Here is an 18,807-nt window from a genome sequence, read left to right on the forward strand (position 1 = left end):
TTATAGTCAGCTCCTCAAAATGAGGAGCTTTTTATGTTTGACGATTTACCCCCTCTATCTCACCAAGAGCAACAACAAGCTGTAGAGAGAATTCAAGAATTGATGGCGAAGGGCACAAGTACTGCAGAAGCTATCAAAATTGTTGCAGAACGGATTCGATCTGAGTACGCAGAAAAACAACAGCAACAAAACTAATCAATTCATGGACAGGGCATACGCCCTGTTTTTTGCCTTTCTATTTTCTATTCCTTTACATTCCCAAACACCACCCTAATTACGCTGTAACTACAATTTACTAAACCTCTATGATTGTAATCTTGTTCAATTGCCTTTAAGACTAAATAGCGAGTTGGTAAAATTTTACCTAATCGTGTTAACCTTAGTTTTCGTAGCACAGGTAATTAGGCATTTTTTAAAGAACTCATAAATTAAACTCAATAATATCAATTATTTACCTCGGACATTTAATCTGCCAACCATATTGGTTGCGATTGATCTTGTAATTTAATTACAAAGCGCGAGAGGGTTTCGTTCCAAGGTAGAGGATTATGCTGAAAAAAAGAAAAAAGATACACCGTAACTTATAACGGTAATTAAACTAGACTTATTAAATACGCGATATAAGAACAGTAAGCACTCGCAGACATATGTAATAGATGAATCGGAAGTTCATCTTATTTAGCTGCTTTTTTAGCCGAAATACGTCTCCTGGATTTGAGCGGAGCGTTACATATTGAACACGCTTAACCTAAAGTAGTTTTACTAAACTAGGCGACGTTGAAGTGGGTAATATGAAACCTCAAGAGTAGTAGAAATCAAGAGCAGTAACGCCTATTACAACGTAACGTTTCCTGACGTCCTTTCTGTTAAATAGTCCGATAATTAGAGAAGAAATTGGGAAAACATCGTTGATCTTTGGATGAGTAGCAGTAGTTTTGATGTTGTGTTCGCTCTATGTGGACTAGACTTAATATGAGAACAAAAACTAACCAAGGGAGGAATGATGGGTTACAAGCACGTTTTGGTTGCTGTCGACTTATCTAAATCTAGCCAAGCCGTTATCGAAAAAGCAATAATGCAAGCAGATAACTCAAGCAGCAAACTCTCATTTGTTCACGTAGATGTTGATCGCATAGTCATGGAAGCGAAGGAAGAGCAAGAATTGGAAAGAAGGCTGCAAGAGCTCGCTGATAAATGCTTATACCCAGTAAACGAGACCATGGTAGTAATCGGCGATCTTCATATAAAACTATCGGGAATCGTCAAAAAAGAGGGGATAGATTTAGTTGTCTGTGGTCATCATCACAACTTATTGAGTCGCTTTTTTTCATCGATACCAAAGGTTGTGAACGAAGTTGAAGCTGATTTATTAATCGTCTATTTAGACGAGTGATCGACAACTCTTGTTCGCACTCATCATTTTTTGTCACTAAAAAGCCGAACTTTTATGTTCGGCTTGGTGTATCGGTGATAATAAAAGTTTTTAGCTAGGAATGATTGATGCCTCATGAGATAAAACAGATGCAGACTCCGCGTTTGACTGCAGATCAAAATGTACGTTAACTTGCACGCCTTCTCGCTCAAAAGTGACATCATCAAAATCGGTCATAGCGATTTTGAATCCATTTCTAGCAAAAAAGCCAGTCACCATAGTTCGCTGCTTAATTTCTAATGCAGACGCGAGTAGCTTATCCATGGCATTCTCCTTGGTTATTGTGGGGATATGGGTAGAAGATACACATAGATTGGTATGAAATCAATTTTATATAAAGTCGCTTTTGATGAAAATTTTAATGTAAGTCAATCTATCGTTTACCCCACGTGATTTATTCCGCGCAAAACCTTGATAACAAGACGGCAGAGCATCTCACATTGTGATAGCAAGCATAAAGATGGGGGTGTTAATAAATACCGCCGAAACAATATGTTACAAAGGTTAGCGTTAGGCGTAGTTGAGTAGACAACGCAAAATTCTAAATCTGAACAACCGCCCTAAAATGACTCACTCTTCAATACTTGTGATAACTAAGACCTAATAAAAGTAGATATCTCAGCTAGCTTTCTTGGCAAAGGGTTTTGATAAGGGTAGGCAATATACATGGAACGTTCTATATCAAAAGTTTGCGATATTCGGATGTTTTTGTCTATATAGTTACTTTTAATAAGATAGTTTGGAATGACACCAACCCCAACTCCCTCAGAAACAAAGTTTATTAAAATAGAGGTGTTATCAACTTCGATAACATCAGTATATTGATTTTTAATTGATTCCTTATTCGAATGATGTTTGTAGATTAATAGTGTTTTGTTGTTGGCATTACTTACCCTAGATATCAAAACATCACTATAATCACCAATTTTATGTGCAATAAGAGTGTCATCAATAACATTATTAAGCCTAATCGCTAAATCTACGTTGCTTTCTAATAAATTTTCTACATTGTTACTTGACGATATTTCAAAATCAACTTTTGGATATCGTTCTTTTAAGTTTTTAGAACAGAACCAAAAATAGAAGAGGCTATAGAGTTGGGCATTGTGATTTTAAACTTTCCATCAATGCATTCACTCAACGAGCTAGCTCTGTAATTTAACTCGTGCAAACTCTCTAACGTCTTGATAGCAAGCTCTCTAATGCTTTCGCCATGATCAGTTAAAACGAGTTTCCTTGTTGTTCTGTGGACAAGTGTTACGCCAAGTTGTTTTTCTAATGCTGCTAGCTGCCTGCTGACTTGAGCTTTAGACTTTCCAAGTTCTTTTGATGCCTCTGTAAGAGAGAGGTGTTTACAAATGGCTGCAAAGCAGATCAGCTCATTGTTCATCAATTCCATGATTGTTACCTTTTTGCAACTCTGAGTCACGTTGTCTTTTAACTGGTGGGAAAGTATAACTTGCATCATCGGAGGGGGGCAATGATATTTAAAAGCCGCCATGAAATAATGGCAGACTACTATCTTAATAAAACTATATTGGATATTAAGTTGAACCGATATCCTGAAGAAATTAACTCAATCGGATTAAATATGGAAAATAAAGATTTAAAAATAAAGAATTTGTCTCGTGAAATTACTAAGTTGGATTCGGGTGATTTAATTGTTGATTGTGCATCATTGATAATGACTCATTACATATCGGAAAAAGTAATAATAAAAGTTGAAATTGATTTTTTAAATTATAAAGTTAAACGTGTAAGGATATTAAAATATGAAGACTGCAATACAAAATTCGAAAAGATTTGTTTATCAGAAAGATACATTGTATAGAATAATAAATAATATTAGTACTTTGTATACCAAATCACTAGTAAAATTATTTGGTGAAGAGCTGAGAATCCATCATTGCAAACATAAGATTAATGTAAGAACCACTAACGAGTTGAGTGAACATATGAAGAAAGATCTAGGTATAGATTGAAAAGTAGAGAGTTTACATCTGTTAGATTCCTTGTTCCTATAAAACTAATGTAGTACTTACACGTTTGGGTTAAGCAAATGCGTGTCCATGTTGACTCATGTTGAATGAGCAAGATGCAGAACCAACGTGTACAGTGTTGAACGTAACCCAAGATACAATGAAGGAACTTAATCAGCCACACGGTTTTAAAGTTGATGACTGGTTATTATCAAGTTGTCGCTGTGGTGAAATCAAAGTTCACGGTCCATACAAGACAGCTGATGAGGCTTGCAAAGCAGCAACAGCCAAATACGGTGTAACTAAACTGACTTCACCAATGCTAATCTTCTAACTCTTAAGTTCGCATTATGTATATTATGTTAAATTGCATGTCGCCGTACGCTAAATGCTGTCTGAGTATGCTCCTATATTCCCCTGCAGATTTTAAATTTAAGGGCCTTACTGTGAGCATTAAACATAATGGTTATTTACCATAAAATAGCTAATATCGATCTATCAATCTACGATTGCTTGCTCTTCAATTAGCAACTTATAAAAAATGGCGTCTATTTCTTTAGACGCCATTTTTGTTTACTGGAAATATTAAATTAGCCACCGGCTAATTTGACTGTCATGCCTTTCTTTTCAAGATGTGCCTTGATCTTGTCTCTAGCATCACCTTGAATCTCGATATTGCCATCTTTTACAGAGCCACCACAGCCACAGACTTTTTTGAGTTCTGCCGCTAATAACTTTAAAGGTGCATCATCCAAGTCTAAACCTGTAACAATGCATACGCCTTTACCTTTACGGCCTTTCGTTTGGCGCTGAATCCGAACAACACCATCGCCTTTAGGGCGAGATACTTTTTCTTCTTCCGGTTTAATTCGACCGGTTTCTGTTGAATATACCAGAGTCATTCTATTGTTTCTTTTGTTGTTGAGCTTGCATCGCTTTTTGCTTTGCAACCAAATAAGCTTCGATATGGCGTTGAATAGCGGCTTTACTGCCCTTGATCAGTTTACCATTAAACATACAGTACCAAGAGTTAGGTTGGCCTGTATCGTTTTGAATAGTATAGCCGTTAAAGACCTCTGATTTTTCAACACCAGTTTGCTGCACTCTCTGTCCGAGTGAAGCAAACTCTTTGGGATCAATAATCGATGCGGTGTCACACCACCAATCAATGCTTTTCTTTACCGCCGTCAAACTTCCCTGTAAGACGTGGTTCTTGATTTTAACCTTCCAAACACTGCCATCTGATCCGACTGACTGCAGGTTAAAACCTCTATAATTTGAAATCGCCATACCACTGAGTCATCTGTTTAATGCGTTGATATAATCATAATTGCTACTGAACAATATTCAAATACGGCTTGAATAAACCTTGCTCTAGAAAACAACTTGTATCATAAAACGCGTCTCGATAACGTTAATCACTTTGCACTGTTTATACAATCTTCCAAGAACTCATGAAATTTGTGCCCGTTGTTTTGAAGCATTTTAGGGAACATTGAGATCGGAGTCATTCCTGGAAATGTGTTTACTTCGTTTAAGTAAATCTCATCATCTTCCGTTAGGAAAAAGTCGATACGAGATAAATGACGAAGATTCATTTGTTTAAATACCGTCTCTGACGCGTGTTGGATGGAATCTAATTGTATTTGAGTTAGATTCTTCGCCTCAACTTCTGTGAGCGAGTGACTTGAACTGCTGTACTTTTCATCGTACGAGTAAAAAGCACCATCAGGCGCGATGACCTCGCCTGGCTTAGTGATATGTAGTTGGCCATTCATCTCATATGCAGCAACTTCAAGTTCTCGAGGTTTTACTGCTTTCTCAACCAACACTTGGTCAGAAAACCCAAAAGCATCATTTACTGCATTAGAAAGCTTGTCTTTTTCTGTGACACTGTAACAGCCAACGGAAGAGCCTTGGCGAGCGGCTTTAACAAAAACTTTTCCCCACTTTTCAAAGGCTTTATGAGCTTGAACGTGAGCTTCTTCATCGTTTCGCGTTAAGAATAAGTATGGCGTATTGGGTATGCCGATAGCGTCGTACCAAAGCTTAGATGTGATTTTATTGAAACTATTGCTACTCGCTTCTGGCCCGCAGCCAAGATAAGGAATACCTGCGATTTCAAACAGAGATTGAATGTCGCCTGTTTCGCCAGGAAAACCATGTATACAAGGCACGATGAAATCAATGGTTTGATTAGATTCACTTGAGCACAACTGCTTGGTATTGAGATCCAAGTAAACCAACTCACCTTGGTTGGTCATCCAACCTTCGTTTTTTATTTCTACGCGTGTAACGTGAACGTCTTCAATAAGATTTAGTTGTTGTTCGACAAAGTTTGCAGACAATAATGAAATCTCGTGCTCAGAAGAGCCACCGCCGCATAGTAAAAGAATATTTTTAATCATGAATCCATCTTTCCGTGACCTACAAAAGATACTATTTATTATGATAAACCTTTGAAGTGTGACGTACAGTAATTTTAATGTGAGGAATGTTGTTCGAATAGGATTTGAGCAAATAAATAAGGGAGCTATTCGCTCCCTTATTTGATGTGTTAATTTAATTTGTTAAGCGTTGGGTAAGCTGAGTTTTTGATTGCATCAATGCTTTTAACAAATGGTCTTAACTGCTGAAATTGAGCTGGCAAAGTCGAAATCGCTTGCTTGGCTTCTGCGCTTGTTGCGTAGTCTCCGTATAAAACTGAGAACCACTTAGTACCGTTGACGACTTTGTAGTTTTCCCAAATTGGCTGACCGTTCTGTGGCAGCTTATTTGCAAACTGATCGACTTTAGCTTGGCTACCCACAGCTGCGACTTGAATGGTATAGCCGAATCGTTGAATGCCAGCTTGCTTTTTACTTGGTGGTACGATCTTAACTGGCTTCGCCTGCTCTTTTGGCGTTAGCTTGACTACTTTCTTTTCTTCAGGCTTTGCCGTCATTTTCACAACAGTTGGTTGTACGTCTTTTTCTACTACAGCGTTTTCAGACGCCATAATTGGTTTAGAGATACGATCTGATTTGTAGTCCTCTCGGTAACTTTCTGAGGTCACATCCGTGATGTAAGTTTCAGATGCACAAGCAGAAAGCAGAACTGACAAGCCGATGATTGCGATTTTTTTCATGAAGTAACAAATGCTCTGGATAAATATTACGATAAATCATGCCGATAGCAGGGCCGTTTATCAAGCATCAAATACAATAATCTGTGATTTTGATGTGATGAATAACACAAACTCCATAAGCATCGTACACATTTTCTGCAATGTCTGGTCTGAAGATGTTTTATCAGTAAATTATTCGTTTATGATTGATATGAAACCGAGAAGCCAACGTGACTTACAAACGGCTAGGAGTCAGCATGAATAAACTACATAAACTCTTTAAACCCAACTCTGTGGCCGTTATTGGGGCATCTCAAAAAGCATTGCGAGCAGGACATGTTGTGATGCGCAACCTTCTACAAAGTGGATTTGGTGGCGCGATTATGCCAGTAACGCCGCGATATAAAGCCGTATCTGGCGTGATCGCTTACCCTAATGTAGCTTCCCTGCCCTATACGCCAGATATTGCAATTTTGTGTACGAACGTTTCACGTAACGAGCAGTTGCTTAAAGAGCTAGATGAGAGAGGCACACCGTTTGCGATTGTTATCTCTGATGACCCTAAGCCTTTAGATATCTCATCATTGAACATTCGAGTCTTAGGCCCAAACAGCTTAGGTATCATCCTTCCTTGGCACAATTTTAACTGCACGTTTTCCCCTGTTGCAGCTAAACCTGGAAAAATTGCTTTCATCTCACAATCCGCGGCGGTTTGTACCACGGTTTTAGACTGGGCAAATGATAAGAACATTGGTTTTTCTTCGTTCATTTCGATTGGGCGTGGACAGGATATCGATTTTGCAGATTTGCTCGACTATTTGAGTATGGATGGAAACACAGAAGCTATTCTGCTTTATGTTGATAATATCCAAGACGCTCGCCGATTTATGTCTGCTGCGCGCGCCGCTTCACGTAACCGACGTATATTGGTGCTAAAAGCGGGCCGCTCTAAAGAGATGAATACTTTTGAGCAGCAAGACGGAGATACACTTGACGTAATTTACGATTCTGCTATTCGCAGAACTGGTATGTTACGAGTCAGCAATACGCATGAGCTTTTTGCCGCGGTTGAAACACTCACGCATTCTGTGCCACTTCGTGGAGAGCGTTTAGCGATCATCACCAATGGCGGCGGCCCTGCTGTTATGTCCGTTGATACTTTGATTGAACGTGGTGGCCAACTCGCAACGCTTGATGACGCTTCCATTGAGCAATTACAAGCAGTACTTCCATCCAACTGGCGTGCTCGAAATCCAATTGATCTGTCTGGTGACGCAACCCAAAAACGCTATATTGATACCATTAACGCACTGATGAATAACGACTGTGCAGATGCGATATTGATTATGCATAGTCCTTCTGCTGTTTCTGATCCTCTTGAAACTGCTCAAGCCGTTATTAATGCCATCAAATCTCACCCTCGGCATAAGCATTTTAATATCTTGACCAACTGGTCAGGAGAACAAACGTCGAGAGAAGCGCGACTGGCATTTACTCAAGCAGGTATTCCAACCTATAGAACACCTGAAAGTGCGGTTGTAGCATACATGCACTTGGTCGAATACAGACGAAACCAGAAACAACTAATGGAAACGCCAACGACGGCAGAGCCATTACATTCTGGAAGTGTGAGTTCAGCAAAAGAGTGGGTAAACGAACGACTACTGGATAAAAACACAGTCACCTTGGATACGCATCAAACCAGCCCATTATTTAAGCTGTTCGGGTTTAACGTTTTGCCTACGTGGATTGCATCTGACGACATTGAAGCTGTTCATATGGCAGAAAATATTGGATACCCTGTTGCGGTTAAATTACGTTCTCCAGACATTCCTCATAAATCGGATGTTCACGGTGTCGCTCTAAATTTAAGAAACAGTCGAGAAGTTTCCAACGCAGCGCTATCCATTTTAGATACCGTAAAGCTCAGTTACCCTTCCGCCAATGTACATGGGCTGTTGGTACAAGGGATGGCAAAGCTCGGCAGCGCTGAAGAGCTACGGATTAGTATTGCAGTAGATAAAGTCTTTGGACCAGTGATCTTGCTTGGTCAAGGCGGCTCTGAGTGGAATATAGCCCAAGATGCCGTCGCTGCACTTCCTCCTTTGAACATGACGCTTGCGCGCTACCTTGTCGTTGTTGCCCTAAAGTCTGGAAAGATTCGCCTGCAGAAACACAAAGATGCGCTCGATATTACTGAGTTGTCGAAGTTCTTGGTTCGTATCTCCCAAATGGCAGTTGAGTTACCAGAAATACAAAAACTGGATATCCATCCAGTACTAGTGTCCGGAAGCGATTTAACTATCCTTGATGCAGATGTCACACTGTGTAAGTACGAAGGAGACGCCCAAAAACGGCTAGCGATTCGCCCTTTCCCGGCAGAGTTTGTCGAAACGGTGACGCTTCGAGATGGCCAACCTATCCTGCTCCGTCCTATCTTGCCAGAGGATGAGCCGCTGCATGCTCAATTCATTAATAGCGTATCGAAAGAAGATCTCTATAAGCGTTTCTTTTCTGAAGTTGGAGAGTTCAACCATGAGGCTTTGGCAAACTTTACTCAAATCGACTACGACCGCGAAATGGCGTTTGTTGCGGTAGCGTTTAATACTGACGGACCGTCTATCATAGGGGTAGCCCGCGCATTGATTACACCAGACAATAGTGACGCTGAGTTTGCTATTTTGATTCGTTCAGATTTGAAAGGAAAAGGTTTAGGCAAAGTGCTGATGCAGAAAATAATCAGCTATTGCAAAGTTAAAGGCACAAAGCAAATGTCTGGAATGACCATGCCAACAAACAGAGGGATGTTGATGTTGGCTCAGAACTTGGGGTTTGAGATCGATGTCCAGTTTGCAGACGGTACGGCAGATATGGTGCTCCCTTTAAATGGAAAAGCTCAGCATTAGCGATGACTTTTACTTCTTACATTCGATAATCAATGGGAATCTAAGAAGTAAAAGTTACGTTGTTACTTTAGTTTCCAATTCTTTTTTAAGTACTGAATACACCAGGATTTTGCCTCACCCATAGTGTTCCGGCGCCATGCCAAAATAATATCCATCGGCTGTTCTTCAGTGCCTTCGATTCGTTTCAATACACCACTATCAATAAGAGGTTGTGCAATTTGGCTTGGTAATGTACCAATACCTAAACCTGCAGTGAGCGCTTCTACTTTTGCCGTAAAGTTGGTGACGGTCAAGCGAGGCTGTTTTTGAATGATATTAATTGAGAGCGCTGGTTGCTCACGTGCGGTATCTGCAATAGCAATAATCCGATACTTTTCTCGCGCTGCTTCATCAAACTTACCACTACGCTTGTGAACATAGTGATCAGCGGAAGCTACCCAATACATACTCATTTTACCAATTTTTTCTGACTTAACTTCTTGAGGAAGCGTATCCAGTGATGGGCAAATCAGTAAATCAGCTCTCCCCGTATTCAACGACTCCCAGCTACCAGCCAGAATCTCCTCTTGCAGCCTGACTCGAGTTGAGCTGACCTCGGCCAACGCATCAACCATCGGGAAAAAGTTGGATATAGGAATAATGCCATCGAAGGCAATGGTAATATCCAGTTCCCAGCCATTCGCCAATAACGTTGCATCGTTCACTAACTTTTCACTGGCTTGTAAAATGGCTCTTCCTCTTTCAAGAATAAGCTTACCTGCTTCAGTAAAATGGGCTTTGTGACCAGAGCGATCGAAGATAATAATGTCTAAGTCTTGCTCGAGTTTCTGGATTTGATAGCTCAGCGATGACGGGGCTCTGTCTAACTCATTCGCAGCAGCAGCAAAACTCCCTCTTCGATCAATAGCATCTAGAATATGGAGTGCTTCTAACGTAATTGGACTCTGCACATGGCCTCTCTTAATGTGATATCCATCACATTCGTTGTATTTGTATGAACTTATCAAGAACTAACGACAAATAATATAACATATTGATAACTAAAGACTAGGAATGCTCATAGCCAAAGAAGAAGATTCAATACAAACCAATAAATGACAATGGTAATGATAGTAATTACCATTTAGATCCATTAATATCCGCGTGTTGTTACCTATTATGGATCTAAGGTATTGAAGCCAATGTATAAAAAATCAATTTTGTCAGCCTCCATTTTAGTTGCCCTTTCCCATACTGCTTATGCGGAAGAAGCTTCTAAGTTTGAAGAAGTCGTTGTGTCGGCCACCCGTACCAACCAAACCATAAACACTGTTGCTGCTTCTGTTGCTGTTGTATCAGAGAAAGACATCGAAGAAAACATGGTAAAGGACTTGAATGACCTATTCGAGTATACGCCAGGTGTTACTATTAATGGCACTCAACGCCAAGGCGTCCAAAGTATTAACATTCGCGGGATGGAAGGTAAACGAGTTAAAATCTTAGTAGACGGTGCATCTCAACCAGGTGTATTCAGCGGTGGACCATATTCGTTTATCAATTCTAGTGCCGTTACTGTCGACCCCGATATGCTAAAGAGTGTCGAAATTGTTAAAGGAGCAGCTTCTAGCCTACATGGTAGTGATGCAATTGGCGGTGTTGTCGCATTCGAAACAAAAGATCCGAAGGATTTCCTCAAAGATGGTAAAGACTTTGGTGGTCAAGCTAAACTCTCTTATTCATCGGAAGATAACTCTTTTAGTGAGCATGTAGCTTTAGCAAAGCGTTTCGGTAATACAGAAGCACTTATAGCCTTTACACGCCGTGATGGTGCAGAGCTACAAAATTTCTCTAAGGCGCCTTACGATAACTATTCTGTGGACAACCAAAATTATTACAAAAACGATCTATTGGTAAAACTTCAATCTCAATTGAATGACGCTCATCGCTTGGAGTTCTTGGGAGAAGTTATTTACAACGAGACTGACTCAGAGATCGCACATAAAAGTTACAAAAACTTCAACGCTGAAGACACAACCAAGCAAAATCGCATTGGGCTCAAGCACATTTGGTTTGCAGATGCAGCTATCTCGGATACGCTCACGTCCAAGCTTACATGGATTGGTAAAGAAGAAAACGGCGTCTCTAATCGCTTTATCGAAGCCAGCCCTGGTTACCCACCTTACGTACCGCCTAGTGGTGACAACCAACAGAAAAAAGATTACGAATATACTGAAGACAAATTTGAATTCGAAACTCAGTTAGATAAAGAGATTCAAAATCACTATATTGTTTACGGAATATCGTACAAACATAGTGACATCAGTAATACCAATCGCGAGTTTAATTCCGATCCTGGCACGCCAGATACTGTTTACGTTTACACACCGGATGCAAAAGAAGAAAGCTTTGGTTTATTCTTGCAAGATGAAATTTCGCTTCTTAATGACAAGCTAATTCTGACTCCAGGTGTGCGTTACGATTACTTCTCTACTAATCCTTCAAATACTTCTGAAGAGTCATTCGAGAAGTTTAGCGACTCTGCATTAACTGGTCGTTTAGGAGCAACTTACTCTATATCGCAACCAGGCACGATCTTCGCGCAAGTGAGCCAAGGGTTCCGAGCGCCATCGTTCGACGAGCTTTACTACACCTACGATAATCCGGCTCATGGCTATACCAACCGCCCTAACCCAAATTTGGGATCTGAAAAGAGTTTGTCTTATGAGCTTGGTTACCGTCATAACACTGCAGCGTCGGCAACTGAAGTAGCGTTCTACTACAGTGATTACAGTGACTTTATTGAGCAAACGTCATCAAACAATGGTGGTTTAACTGAATTCACAAATATCAATATTAGTGAAGCAAACATTAAAGGGGTTGAGCTCTCTAACCGTCTTGATTGGCATGCTATTGCTGGTCTTCCATCAGGCGTGACAACTCGCTTTGTTGCAGCATACACAGAAGGTGAAGATGGTGATGGTAATCCTTTGAACAGTGTAAACCCATGGAATGCCGTAGCTGCTGTAAATTACGATTCACCAAATGCACTTTGGGGGACAAGCCTAAAAGTAAACTACACGGCTAAGAAATCGAACAGTGATATCAACTCTGATGGTGATAAAGGCGGAATCAAAGACCAAGTTGCTTTGCCGTCTGCGACAGTCGTTGACTTAACGGCGTACTACAAACCAATGAAAGATATAACCATTCGTGCTGGTGTTATGAATCTAACGAATGAAGAATACCATCTTTGGAACGATGTTCGCGGTAAGACTGAGTTAAGTCGAGACAAAACGCAAGCTGAGCGTAATTACAACATTAGTGTTAAATACGAGTTCTAAACCTTAAAAACACAAAAGCCAGCGTAATGCTGGCTTTTTTTATGGCTTTCATTTCAAAAATGTAAAGAAAAGTATGAAAAATGAAAGTTTACTGTTTTGCCATCTCTTTTTTCACCATTACTGCTGCTGCAATGATGAAAGTGATGATCAGACCGAGTTCCATGAACTACCCCAATAGCTATGAGAAAATTTATAACCCAAATTAAGAGTCGGGCATAGTTTAACAGCTCTATATATACTTGCTACCTTTTAACCAGTAATTTACGATTTTTTCCGATTTGGATCAAAAAAGACGCAATCACGCGCCTTTTTGTTACTATTATGTAAATTAAGGATTAGGCATCTGGATAACCTTGAGGGTTAGTAGACTGCCAGCGCCATGTATCGCCAGTCATTTCTTCTAGAGTGCGAGTTGCTTTCCAACCTAACTCATTCATCGCTTTTGATGGATCCGCCCAACACTCTGCAATATCACCTGGACGACGCTCAACAAGTTGGTATGGGACATCTTTACCACTTGCGGCTTCAAATGCTTTCACCATGTCCAGTACACTGTAGCCGTTACCAGTACCGAGGTTATAGATATGAAGGCCAGCTTTGCTACCTACTTTTTCTAATGCAGCAACGTGACCATCGGATAAGTCCATTACATGAATATAATCACGTACGCCTGTGCCATCTTTGGTCGGATAATCACTACCAAACACAGAAAGGAACTCTCTGCGCCCTACCGCAACTTGAGAAACAAACGGCATTAAGTTGTTTGGAATACCTTGAGGATCTTCACCTAGCTCGCCTGTTGGATGTGAACCTACCGGGTTAAAGTAACGAAGAAGTGTAATGCTCCAGTCAGGGTTCGCATTTTGGAAGTCGGTTAAACACTCTTCTACCATTAATTTGCTGCGCCCATATGGGTTAGTTGCGCTAGTTGGAAAGTCCTCTGTGATGGGTACAGATGCAGGATCACCATATACAGTCGCTGATGAACTAAATACCAACGATTTAACTCCGGCTTCACGCATTGCATCAACCAATACTAAAGTGCCATTAACGTTGTTGTCGTAATACTCTAAAGGTTTTGCTACAGACTCACCGACGGCCTTTAAACCTGCAAAATGGATAACAGCTTCAATATTGTGCGACTTTAGTGCTTCTACCATCGCCAATTTATCTCTGATATCAGCTTTAATGAAGGTTGGCTTTACACCACATACCTTTTCAATTCGATCTAATACCGTAGATTTACTGTTGTACAGGTTGTCTAGAATCACTGGCGTCATGCCAGCTTCGATCATTTGAATACACGTATGACTACCGATATAGCCCATACCACCCGTAACGAGTACTTTCATTTTATTATTCCTTCTGACGCGAATTGGGTTAGTTTAAAGCTTTGACGTTACGATTTAAACTGTCTCTTGTAATTCGCATCCCATTAATATTGCTTGGCCTTTTCCGGCTTTCTTTGCTTGATACATTGCCGTATCCGCACTTTTTAAAACTCGAGTAGCATCGCGCTCATTTACGCCGACTAATTTTACGCCGATACTAACGCCAACTTTGAGTAAGTGACCTTTGTACTCAATTGGAGCACATATGCTCTCGAGCAACTGTTCTGCTATTCGGGTGACCACTTTTTGATTGGCGGGATTTACCAACATGACAAATTCATCACCAGAAAGTCTTGCGATTAAATCACTATGTCTCGTCGCAGATGTTAGACGCTCGGAAACTTTTTTCAAAACTTCATCACCTGCATCATGACCGTAGGTATCGTTAACTTCTTTAAATCCATCCAGATCGAGGTACAAAACTGCAAATTCGTCACGCAAGTATCCAGAGCGTTGTACTAGTTGTTCCAACTCTAAATGGAACTTAGATCGATTGGCTAACCCCGTTAAAGCATCGTGATGAGCTAAATGCTCCAATCGTTCCATCTCTTTTGCGCCGGAAAGGTCGGTAAGAACAATAACCAGATCATAGAAACCATAGTCTTCACACTTAACGATACGATTGACTCGAGCAAACATCGGTACAAACTGACCAATATGGTTCTTCTCGATAACTTCACCTTGCCAAACGCCATAATTTTCTATCGACTCGATGATACTAGGCATCATTTCCTGTAACTTGCGCCACTTTAGCGTTTGGATGAATGATTTCCCAATAAGCTGATCCACCTCTAAGCCGACTAACTTAGTGACGGCAGGGTTTGCCATCGTAATGACACCGCGATGATTAAGAACAATGAGACCATCTTGGCTGCTTTCAAAAACACGCCCCGCAACACGTTGCCGGTTTATGGCTTCTTCAATTTCGGTGATATCTTGAATCGAAAACAGTAAGTATTCATGTGTCGAGAGGCGACGACTGGTTAGGCTCAACTGCTGTTCGTTATCTGCATTTTTGAGGTGAATATCATCGCACTCTAGGCCTCGACTCAGGATCTGACTCAGCTCATTCGGTGTTTTGGTTTTAATTAGATCACGAATATTGGCATATTTAAGTTCATCTAATTTTTTTTGAAATATTTGCTGGGTCGCCGTATTACAATGAATAACACGTCCGGAATTGTCGGTAATAACTAATGCATGCTGAACAGATTCGATAACCTCTTCTGAAAATGCGCGCTTTTGTTCTAGTGTGTCTAGCGAATGTTGCCGCTGCTTCTCACGTACTGTTAACCTATTCATCATTTGATTGAAAGAGCGCGCGAGGTCTCCAATTTCATCCTTGGCGTAATAGCGAGCTTGATTTTCCGTGTTTCGTCCGTGTGTCACATTCTCTATTACGCGGTTGAGTTCCATCACGGGCCTGAGAACAAGCCTCTCGATACTTATGTAAAAAACAGTGCCACCAGCGATCAGAAACAGAAGAAGTAAAGCGCCATCTTGAAGTAAAGATTGTATGGCTTCTACAATTGGGCGATGAGAAAGCGTAACTCTCATGCTACCAATGACATAGCCATCATGGATAATCGGCTCTAGAACATAAAGAAATTTGGTTGATAAGGCATAGCCTAGAGCGTGCAACCTACTTCTTTCGGTTTGACTTGGAACGGGTGCCAGTGCCCCACTTATCTCCATAACAGCGAATGGTTGGTCATCTTGGTCATAAAGTTTGACCCGAGTTACATTTGGCTGGTTTAAAAAGTTGGCGAGAATAGTTTGAGCTTTTTGCTTGTCCTTTGTCGTCAGCGCATCTTTAATTGAGAAAGAAACGTTGTTAATCAACTTTCTTGTCTGCTCGACCAGTTCATGCTTAGACGATTGGTATACAGTATACGAGGTGTAACCTTTTGAGATAACAAAGATAGCCGTTAAAAAGACCAGAAGAGGCCAAATAAGCTTCGCTCGTAATGACATATATATTCCTGTCGCAGACAACCACAAAAATGACAGAAGAACCATTATGCAATCTATCACCCATGAAGGGCGACAAGATTAACACGATGCTAATGCAAAATAACCTTAAATTCTCAAAAATTGGATGGAAAAGAAACGAAATACCTTAAAATTCGGATCAACTCAAATAACGGCAACATCTTTATGGACTAACGTGATCTTTTTCGCCAGCTATCTGCTCAAAAAGCTTCGTTTTCATGATAGAAGAATGAAGTGAGTCACTGAACCTAGATGCATTTTCCTGCATCGTAAACCCATTGCTTGTGTAGAAATAAAACGTATGACATTGAATAAACAGCAACTTACATTGAACTGTGATATGGGCGAGAGCTTTGGCTCTTGGAGTATGGGCGCAGATGAAGACGTGATGCCCCATGTTGATATGGCGAACATCGCGTGTGGTTTTCATGCCTCCGACCCTAATGTCATGCACGACACCATCACCCTAGCGAATGACAACGATGTTGATATTGGCGCACACCCAGGTTACGCCGACCTACAAGGCTTTGGCAGACGAAGCATAAGCATGACGGGTGATGAAATTACGAACATGGTTATATATCAGGTTGGTGCTTTACAAGCATTATGCCGGGCGCAATACACAGACATCAGTTACATAAAGCCTCATGGCGCTCTATACAACGACATGATGAAAAGTGATGCGATATTTAGAGCGGTAGTTAAGGCGGCAGCACTGTTCAAAGTACCGTTAATGATCCTAGCTTCACAGGAAAACGAAAAATACTTAGAAATCGCAGACGATTATGATGTTCCCTTGCTATTTGAAGCATTTGCAGATCGTTTGTACCAAGATGACGGCTTACTGACTCCTAGAACACAGCCCAATGCCGTGTTAAAAAGCGAGCACGCGATACTTGAGCAAGTCCGGACCTTAGCTGACTCTGGGCGTGTCAAAACCGCTTCAGGCGGTTACATATTATTGGAAGCCGACACAATTTGTGTTCATGGTGACAATGAAGAGTCGATCGCGCTGATCCAAAAGATCCGCCAAAGCCTATACGCTGGAGGAAATTAATGCATAAAGAGAAATTTAATATCTCTTTGATCTCCGAGTGCAGTATTTTCATTAAGTTTGATGAGAGTATTTCTGAAAATGCAGTAGGAGAGCTTGCTCGCAGCATAAGAGAAACTTTCGCTTCAATTGTTATGAACGTTGTCCCCTCCTATCAAACTATTCTCATTGATTACTTACCTTTTCGAATCAACGAAAAGAACTTAGTCAATGAGCTGCAACAAATCGTGAGCCAGTTTGATACTCAATCACTTAAGCTTTCCCAGCCGAATCACATTACTATCCCTGTATATTACTCTGAAGAAACCGCGTTAGATCTATCTCGTTTTCAAAAGCGAGGTCTGTCATTAGACGATCTTATTACCCTGCATACGAAAACCGAGTACGCGGTTTCTGCAATTGGATTTGCTCCAGGCTTTGCATTTCTCTCTGACGTTGATACTCAATTGCACATGGCAAGGCTTGCCACACCAAGAACTCAAGTGCCGGCCGGAAGTGTAGGAATCGCAGACTCTAAAACGGCCGTCTATCCATCAGATAGTCCTGGCGGATGGAACATTATTGGTAAAAGCCCGCTTGCGCTCTTCTCCGACTCTCCTCCTTTTATACCGTTTGAAGTGGGTGACAAGGTCACCTTTAATGCTATTTCAAAACAAGAGTTTATCGATTTAGGAGGCGTACTATGAGTTACGGTGGATTACTGGTGGAAAAGCCAGGACCGCTCTCTTTAGTTCAAGACTTTGGTCGTTTTGGCTTAGCGCATGTCGGTGTGACTCAAGGTGGCCCGGTCGACGACTATGCTTACAGTTGGGCCAACCATTTGCTTGGTAACGTAGTCAATTGCGTTGCGATTGAAATTACTCTGGGTAACGCTTGTTTTATTGCCTTGCATAACTGCCACCTTGCTATATGTGGCGGTGATTTAAATGCAAAAATAGATGGTGAACCTATTTCAAATTGGTCTGACTTTACGTTGAAAAAAGGACAGAAGCTTCAGTTCGGAGTCGCAAGGAATGGACTTCGCTCCTACCTAGCGGTTAAAGGTGGATTCAATGTTGCTCAGCACTTAGGAAGCGCATCGACCGTCTTGCGAGAATCTCTAGGTGGTTATGATTCAAATGGTGGCGCTTTGAAAGCTGGCGATATTCTTCCCTTTGTCCCTCATAACTTACCGAAACGTAAACCAAGGCAAATGACGTTTCGCTTTAAGCCAGATTACAACTTACCCATTAAGTTGAGAGTGATTGAAGGCTATCAGAACGAGGACTTTGATGAAGACGCTCGCCAAGCATTTTACAACAAAGCATTCATCATCTCCCCCAATTCGAATCGCATGGGCTACCGTCTTGAGGGCAATAACATTCGTCCACCTTACGAAGGCGTCCTATCAGAGGGAATTGCATTAGGTTCAATTCAAGTACCTAGCGATGGTAACCCTATTGTGCTGCTCAACGATCACCAGACTATTGGCGGGTATCCTAAATTTGGCTGCGTAGCTCGCATTGACTTACCTAGACTGGCACAGGCGAAACCCGGACAAAAAGTCAATTTTGTGAAAGGAGATAGACTAGGCTTGCAAGAAGTATGGTGCCAATGGGCTCAGTTTTTTGGGTATTAATACAACCAC

Annotated in this window: 17 protein-coding genes and 1 pseudogene; 9 read left to right on the plus strand and 9 right to left on the minus strand. The window is 41.1% G+C overall.

Annotated elements, in window-relative coordinates; genetic code table 11:
• Window positions 1-33: 33 nt before the first annotated feature.
• Together MTF70_RS15985 and MTF70_RS15990 are read left to right on the plus strand one after the other, a co-directional pair.
• Window positions 34-195 carry a YoaH family protein gene (locus tag MTF70_RS15985; RefSeq protein ID WP_005376257.1) on the plus strand — a complete coding sequence of 54 codons (162 nt, stop codon included), beginning with the start codon at window positions 34-36 and terminating at the stop codon, window positions 193-195.
• A gap of 808 nt (window positions 196-1,003) precedes the next feature.
• Window positions 1,004-1,393 carry a universal stress protein gene (locus MTF70_RS15990; protein ID WP_042520919.1) on the plus strand — a complete coding sequence of 130 codons (390 nt, stop codon included), beginning with the start codon at window positions 1,004-1,006 and terminating at the stop codon, window positions 1,391-1,393.
• A gap of 90 nt (window positions 1,394-1,483) precedes the next feature.
• On the opposite strand, the gene MTF70_RS15995 is transcribed toward MTF70_RS15990, so the two are convergent.
• Together MTF70_RS15995 and MTF70_RS16000 are read right to left on the minus strand one after the other, a co-directional pair.
• On the minus strand, window positions 1,484-1,696 hold the full coding sequence (locus MTF70_RS15995; RefSeq protein ID WP_025767769.1) for a hypothetical protein: 213 nt from the start codon (window positions 1,694-1,696) through the stop codon (window positions 1,484-1,486).
• 329 nt (window positions 1,697-2,025) lie between these two features.
• A pseudogene (locus MTF70_RS16000) lies at window positions 2,026-2,831 on the minus strand (LysR family transcriptional regulator).
• Between the two features lie 81 nt (window positions 2,832-2,912).
• On the opposite strand from MTF70_RS16000, the gene MTF70_RS16005 reads away from it, so the two are divergent.
• Entirely contained in the window at window positions 2,913-3,263 is a 351-nt protein-coding gene (locus tag MTF70_RS16005) for a hypothetical protein (RefSeq protein WP_025767770.1), read from the plus strand.
• 248 nt (window positions 3,264-3,511) lie between these two features.
• Complete coding sequence (locus tag MTF70_RS16010) at window positions 3,512-3,745, plus strand: hypothetical protein (RefSeq protein WP_025767771.1); 234 nt, start codon at window positions 3,512-3,514, stop codon at window positions 3,743-3,745.
• Between the two features lie 256 nt (window positions 3,746-4,001).
• Here MTF70_RS16010 and yciH read toward each other — a convergent pair whose 3' ends face one another.
• The 4 genes from yciH to MTF70_RS16030 form a co-directional block, all read right to left on the minus strand.
• Window positions 4,002-4,313, minus strand: a complete 312-nt coding sequence (gene yciH / locus MTF70_RS16015) for a stress response translation initiation inhibitor YciH (protein ID WP_005376292.1) — start codon at window positions 4,311-4,313, stop codon at window positions 4,002-4,004.
• A 1-nt stretch (window position 4,314) separates the two neighbouring features.
• Window positions 4,315-4,701 (minus strand): DUF3319 domain-containing protein, encoded by a 387-nt coding sequence (locus MTF70_RS16020; RefSeq protein WP_042520874.1) that lies wholly within the window; start codon window positions 4,699-4,701, stop codon window positions 4,315-4,317.
• Window positions 4,702-4,829: 128 nt separating this feature from the next.
• Window positions 4,830-5,819, minus strand: coding sequence for a D-alanine--D-alanine ligase (locus tag MTF70_RS16025; RefSeq protein WP_033907069.1), 990 nt, complete (start codon window positions 5,817-5,819; stop codon window positions 4,830-4,832).
• 149 nt (window positions 5,820-5,968) lie between these two features.
• Window positions 5,969-6,538 carry an SPOR domain-containing protein gene (locus MTF70_RS16030; RefSeq protein ID WP_005390018.1) on the minus strand — a complete coding sequence of 190 codons (570 nt, stop codon included), beginning with the start codon at window positions 6,536-6,538 and terminating at the stop codon, window positions 5,969-5,971.
• A gap of 236 nt (window positions 6,539-6,774) precedes the next feature.
• On the opposite strand from MTF70_RS16030, the gene MTF70_RS16035 reads away from it, so the two are divergent.
• Window positions 6,775-9,423, plus strand: coding sequence for a bifunctional acetate--CoA ligase family protein/GNAT family N-acetyltransferase (locus MTF70_RS16035; protein ID WP_042520869.1), 2,649 nt, complete (start codon window positions 6,775-6,777; stop codon window positions 9,421-9,423).
• Between the two features lie 62 nt (window positions 9,424-9,485).
• On the opposite strand, the gene MTF70_RS16040 is transcribed toward MTF70_RS16035, so the two are convergent.
• Window positions 9,486-10,373, minus strand: coding sequence for a LysR family transcriptional regulator (locus tag MTF70_RS16040; RefSeq protein ID WP_017634152.1), 888 nt, complete (start codon window positions 10,371-10,373; stop codon window positions 9,486-9,488).
• Between the two features lie 231 nt (window positions 10,374-10,604).
• On the opposite strand from MTF70_RS16040, the gene MTF70_RS16045 reads away from it, so the two are divergent.
• Window positions 10,605-12,743 carry a TonB-dependent hemoglobin/transferrin/lactoferrin family receptor gene (locus tag MTF70_RS16045; RefSeq protein ID WP_205461042.1) on the plus strand — a complete coding sequence of 713 codons (2,139 nt, stop codon included), beginning with the start codon at window positions 10,605-10,607 and terminating at the stop codon, window positions 12,741-12,743.
• A 335-nt stretch (window positions 12,744-13,078) separates the two neighbouring features.
• Here the strand turns inward: MTF70_RS16045 and galE are convergent, their stop codons facing one another.
• Both galE and MTF70_RS16055 read right to left on the minus strand, forming a co-directional pair.
• Window positions 13,079-14,095 (minus strand): UDP-glucose 4-epimerase GalE, encoded by a 1,017-nt coding sequence (galE, locus tag MTF70_RS16050; protein WP_005376309.1) that lies wholly within the window; start codon window positions 14,093-14,095, stop codon window positions 13,079-13,081.
• Between the two features lie 54 nt (window positions 14,096-14,149).
• Complete coding sequence (locus MTF70_RS16055; protein WP_025767774.1) at window positions 14,150-16,108, minus strand: diguanylate cyclase; 1,959 nt, start codon at window positions 16,106-16,108, stop codon at window positions 14,150-14,152.
• A gap of 319 nt (window positions 16,109-16,427) precedes the next feature.
• Between MTF70_RS16055 and MTF70_RS16060 the strand changes: the two genes are divergently transcribed.
• The 3 genes from MTF70_RS16060 to MTF70_RS16070 are packed head-to-tail and all read left to right on the plus strand — an operon-like array spanning window position 16,428 to window position 18,798.
• A complete protein-coding gene (locus tag MTF70_RS16060) occupies window positions 16,428-17,183 on the plus strand; it encodes a 5-oxoprolinase subunit PxpA (protein ID WP_005386314.1) in 756 nt (251 codons plus the stop codon).
• Window positions 17,183-17,866 (plus strand): carboxyltransferase domain-containing protein, encoded by a 684-nt coding sequence (locus MTF70_RS16065; RefSeq protein ID WP_005386313.1) that lies wholly within the window; start codon window positions 17,183-17,185, stop codon window positions 17,864-17,866. Before MTF70_RS16060 ends, MTF70_RS16065 begins: the two co-directional genes overlap by 1 nt.
• Window positions 17,863-18,798: a biotin-dependent carboxyltransferase family protein gene (locus MTF70_RS16070; RefSeq protein WP_005376316.1), complete on the plus strand. Its 936-nt coding sequence runs from the start codon at window positions 17,863-17,865 to the stop codon at window positions 18,796-18,798. Before MTF70_RS16065 ends, MTF70_RS16070 begins: the two co-directional genes overlap by 4 nt.
• The last annotated feature ends 9 nt before the right edge of the window (window positions 18,799-18,807 follow it).

The sequence above is a fragment of the Vibrio sp. 2CM40D genome (assembly GCF_023161825.1).
Taxonomy (GTDB): domain Bacteria; phylum Pseudomonadota; class Gammaproteobacteria; order Enterobacterales; family Vibrionaceae; genus Vibrio; species Vibrio alginolyticus.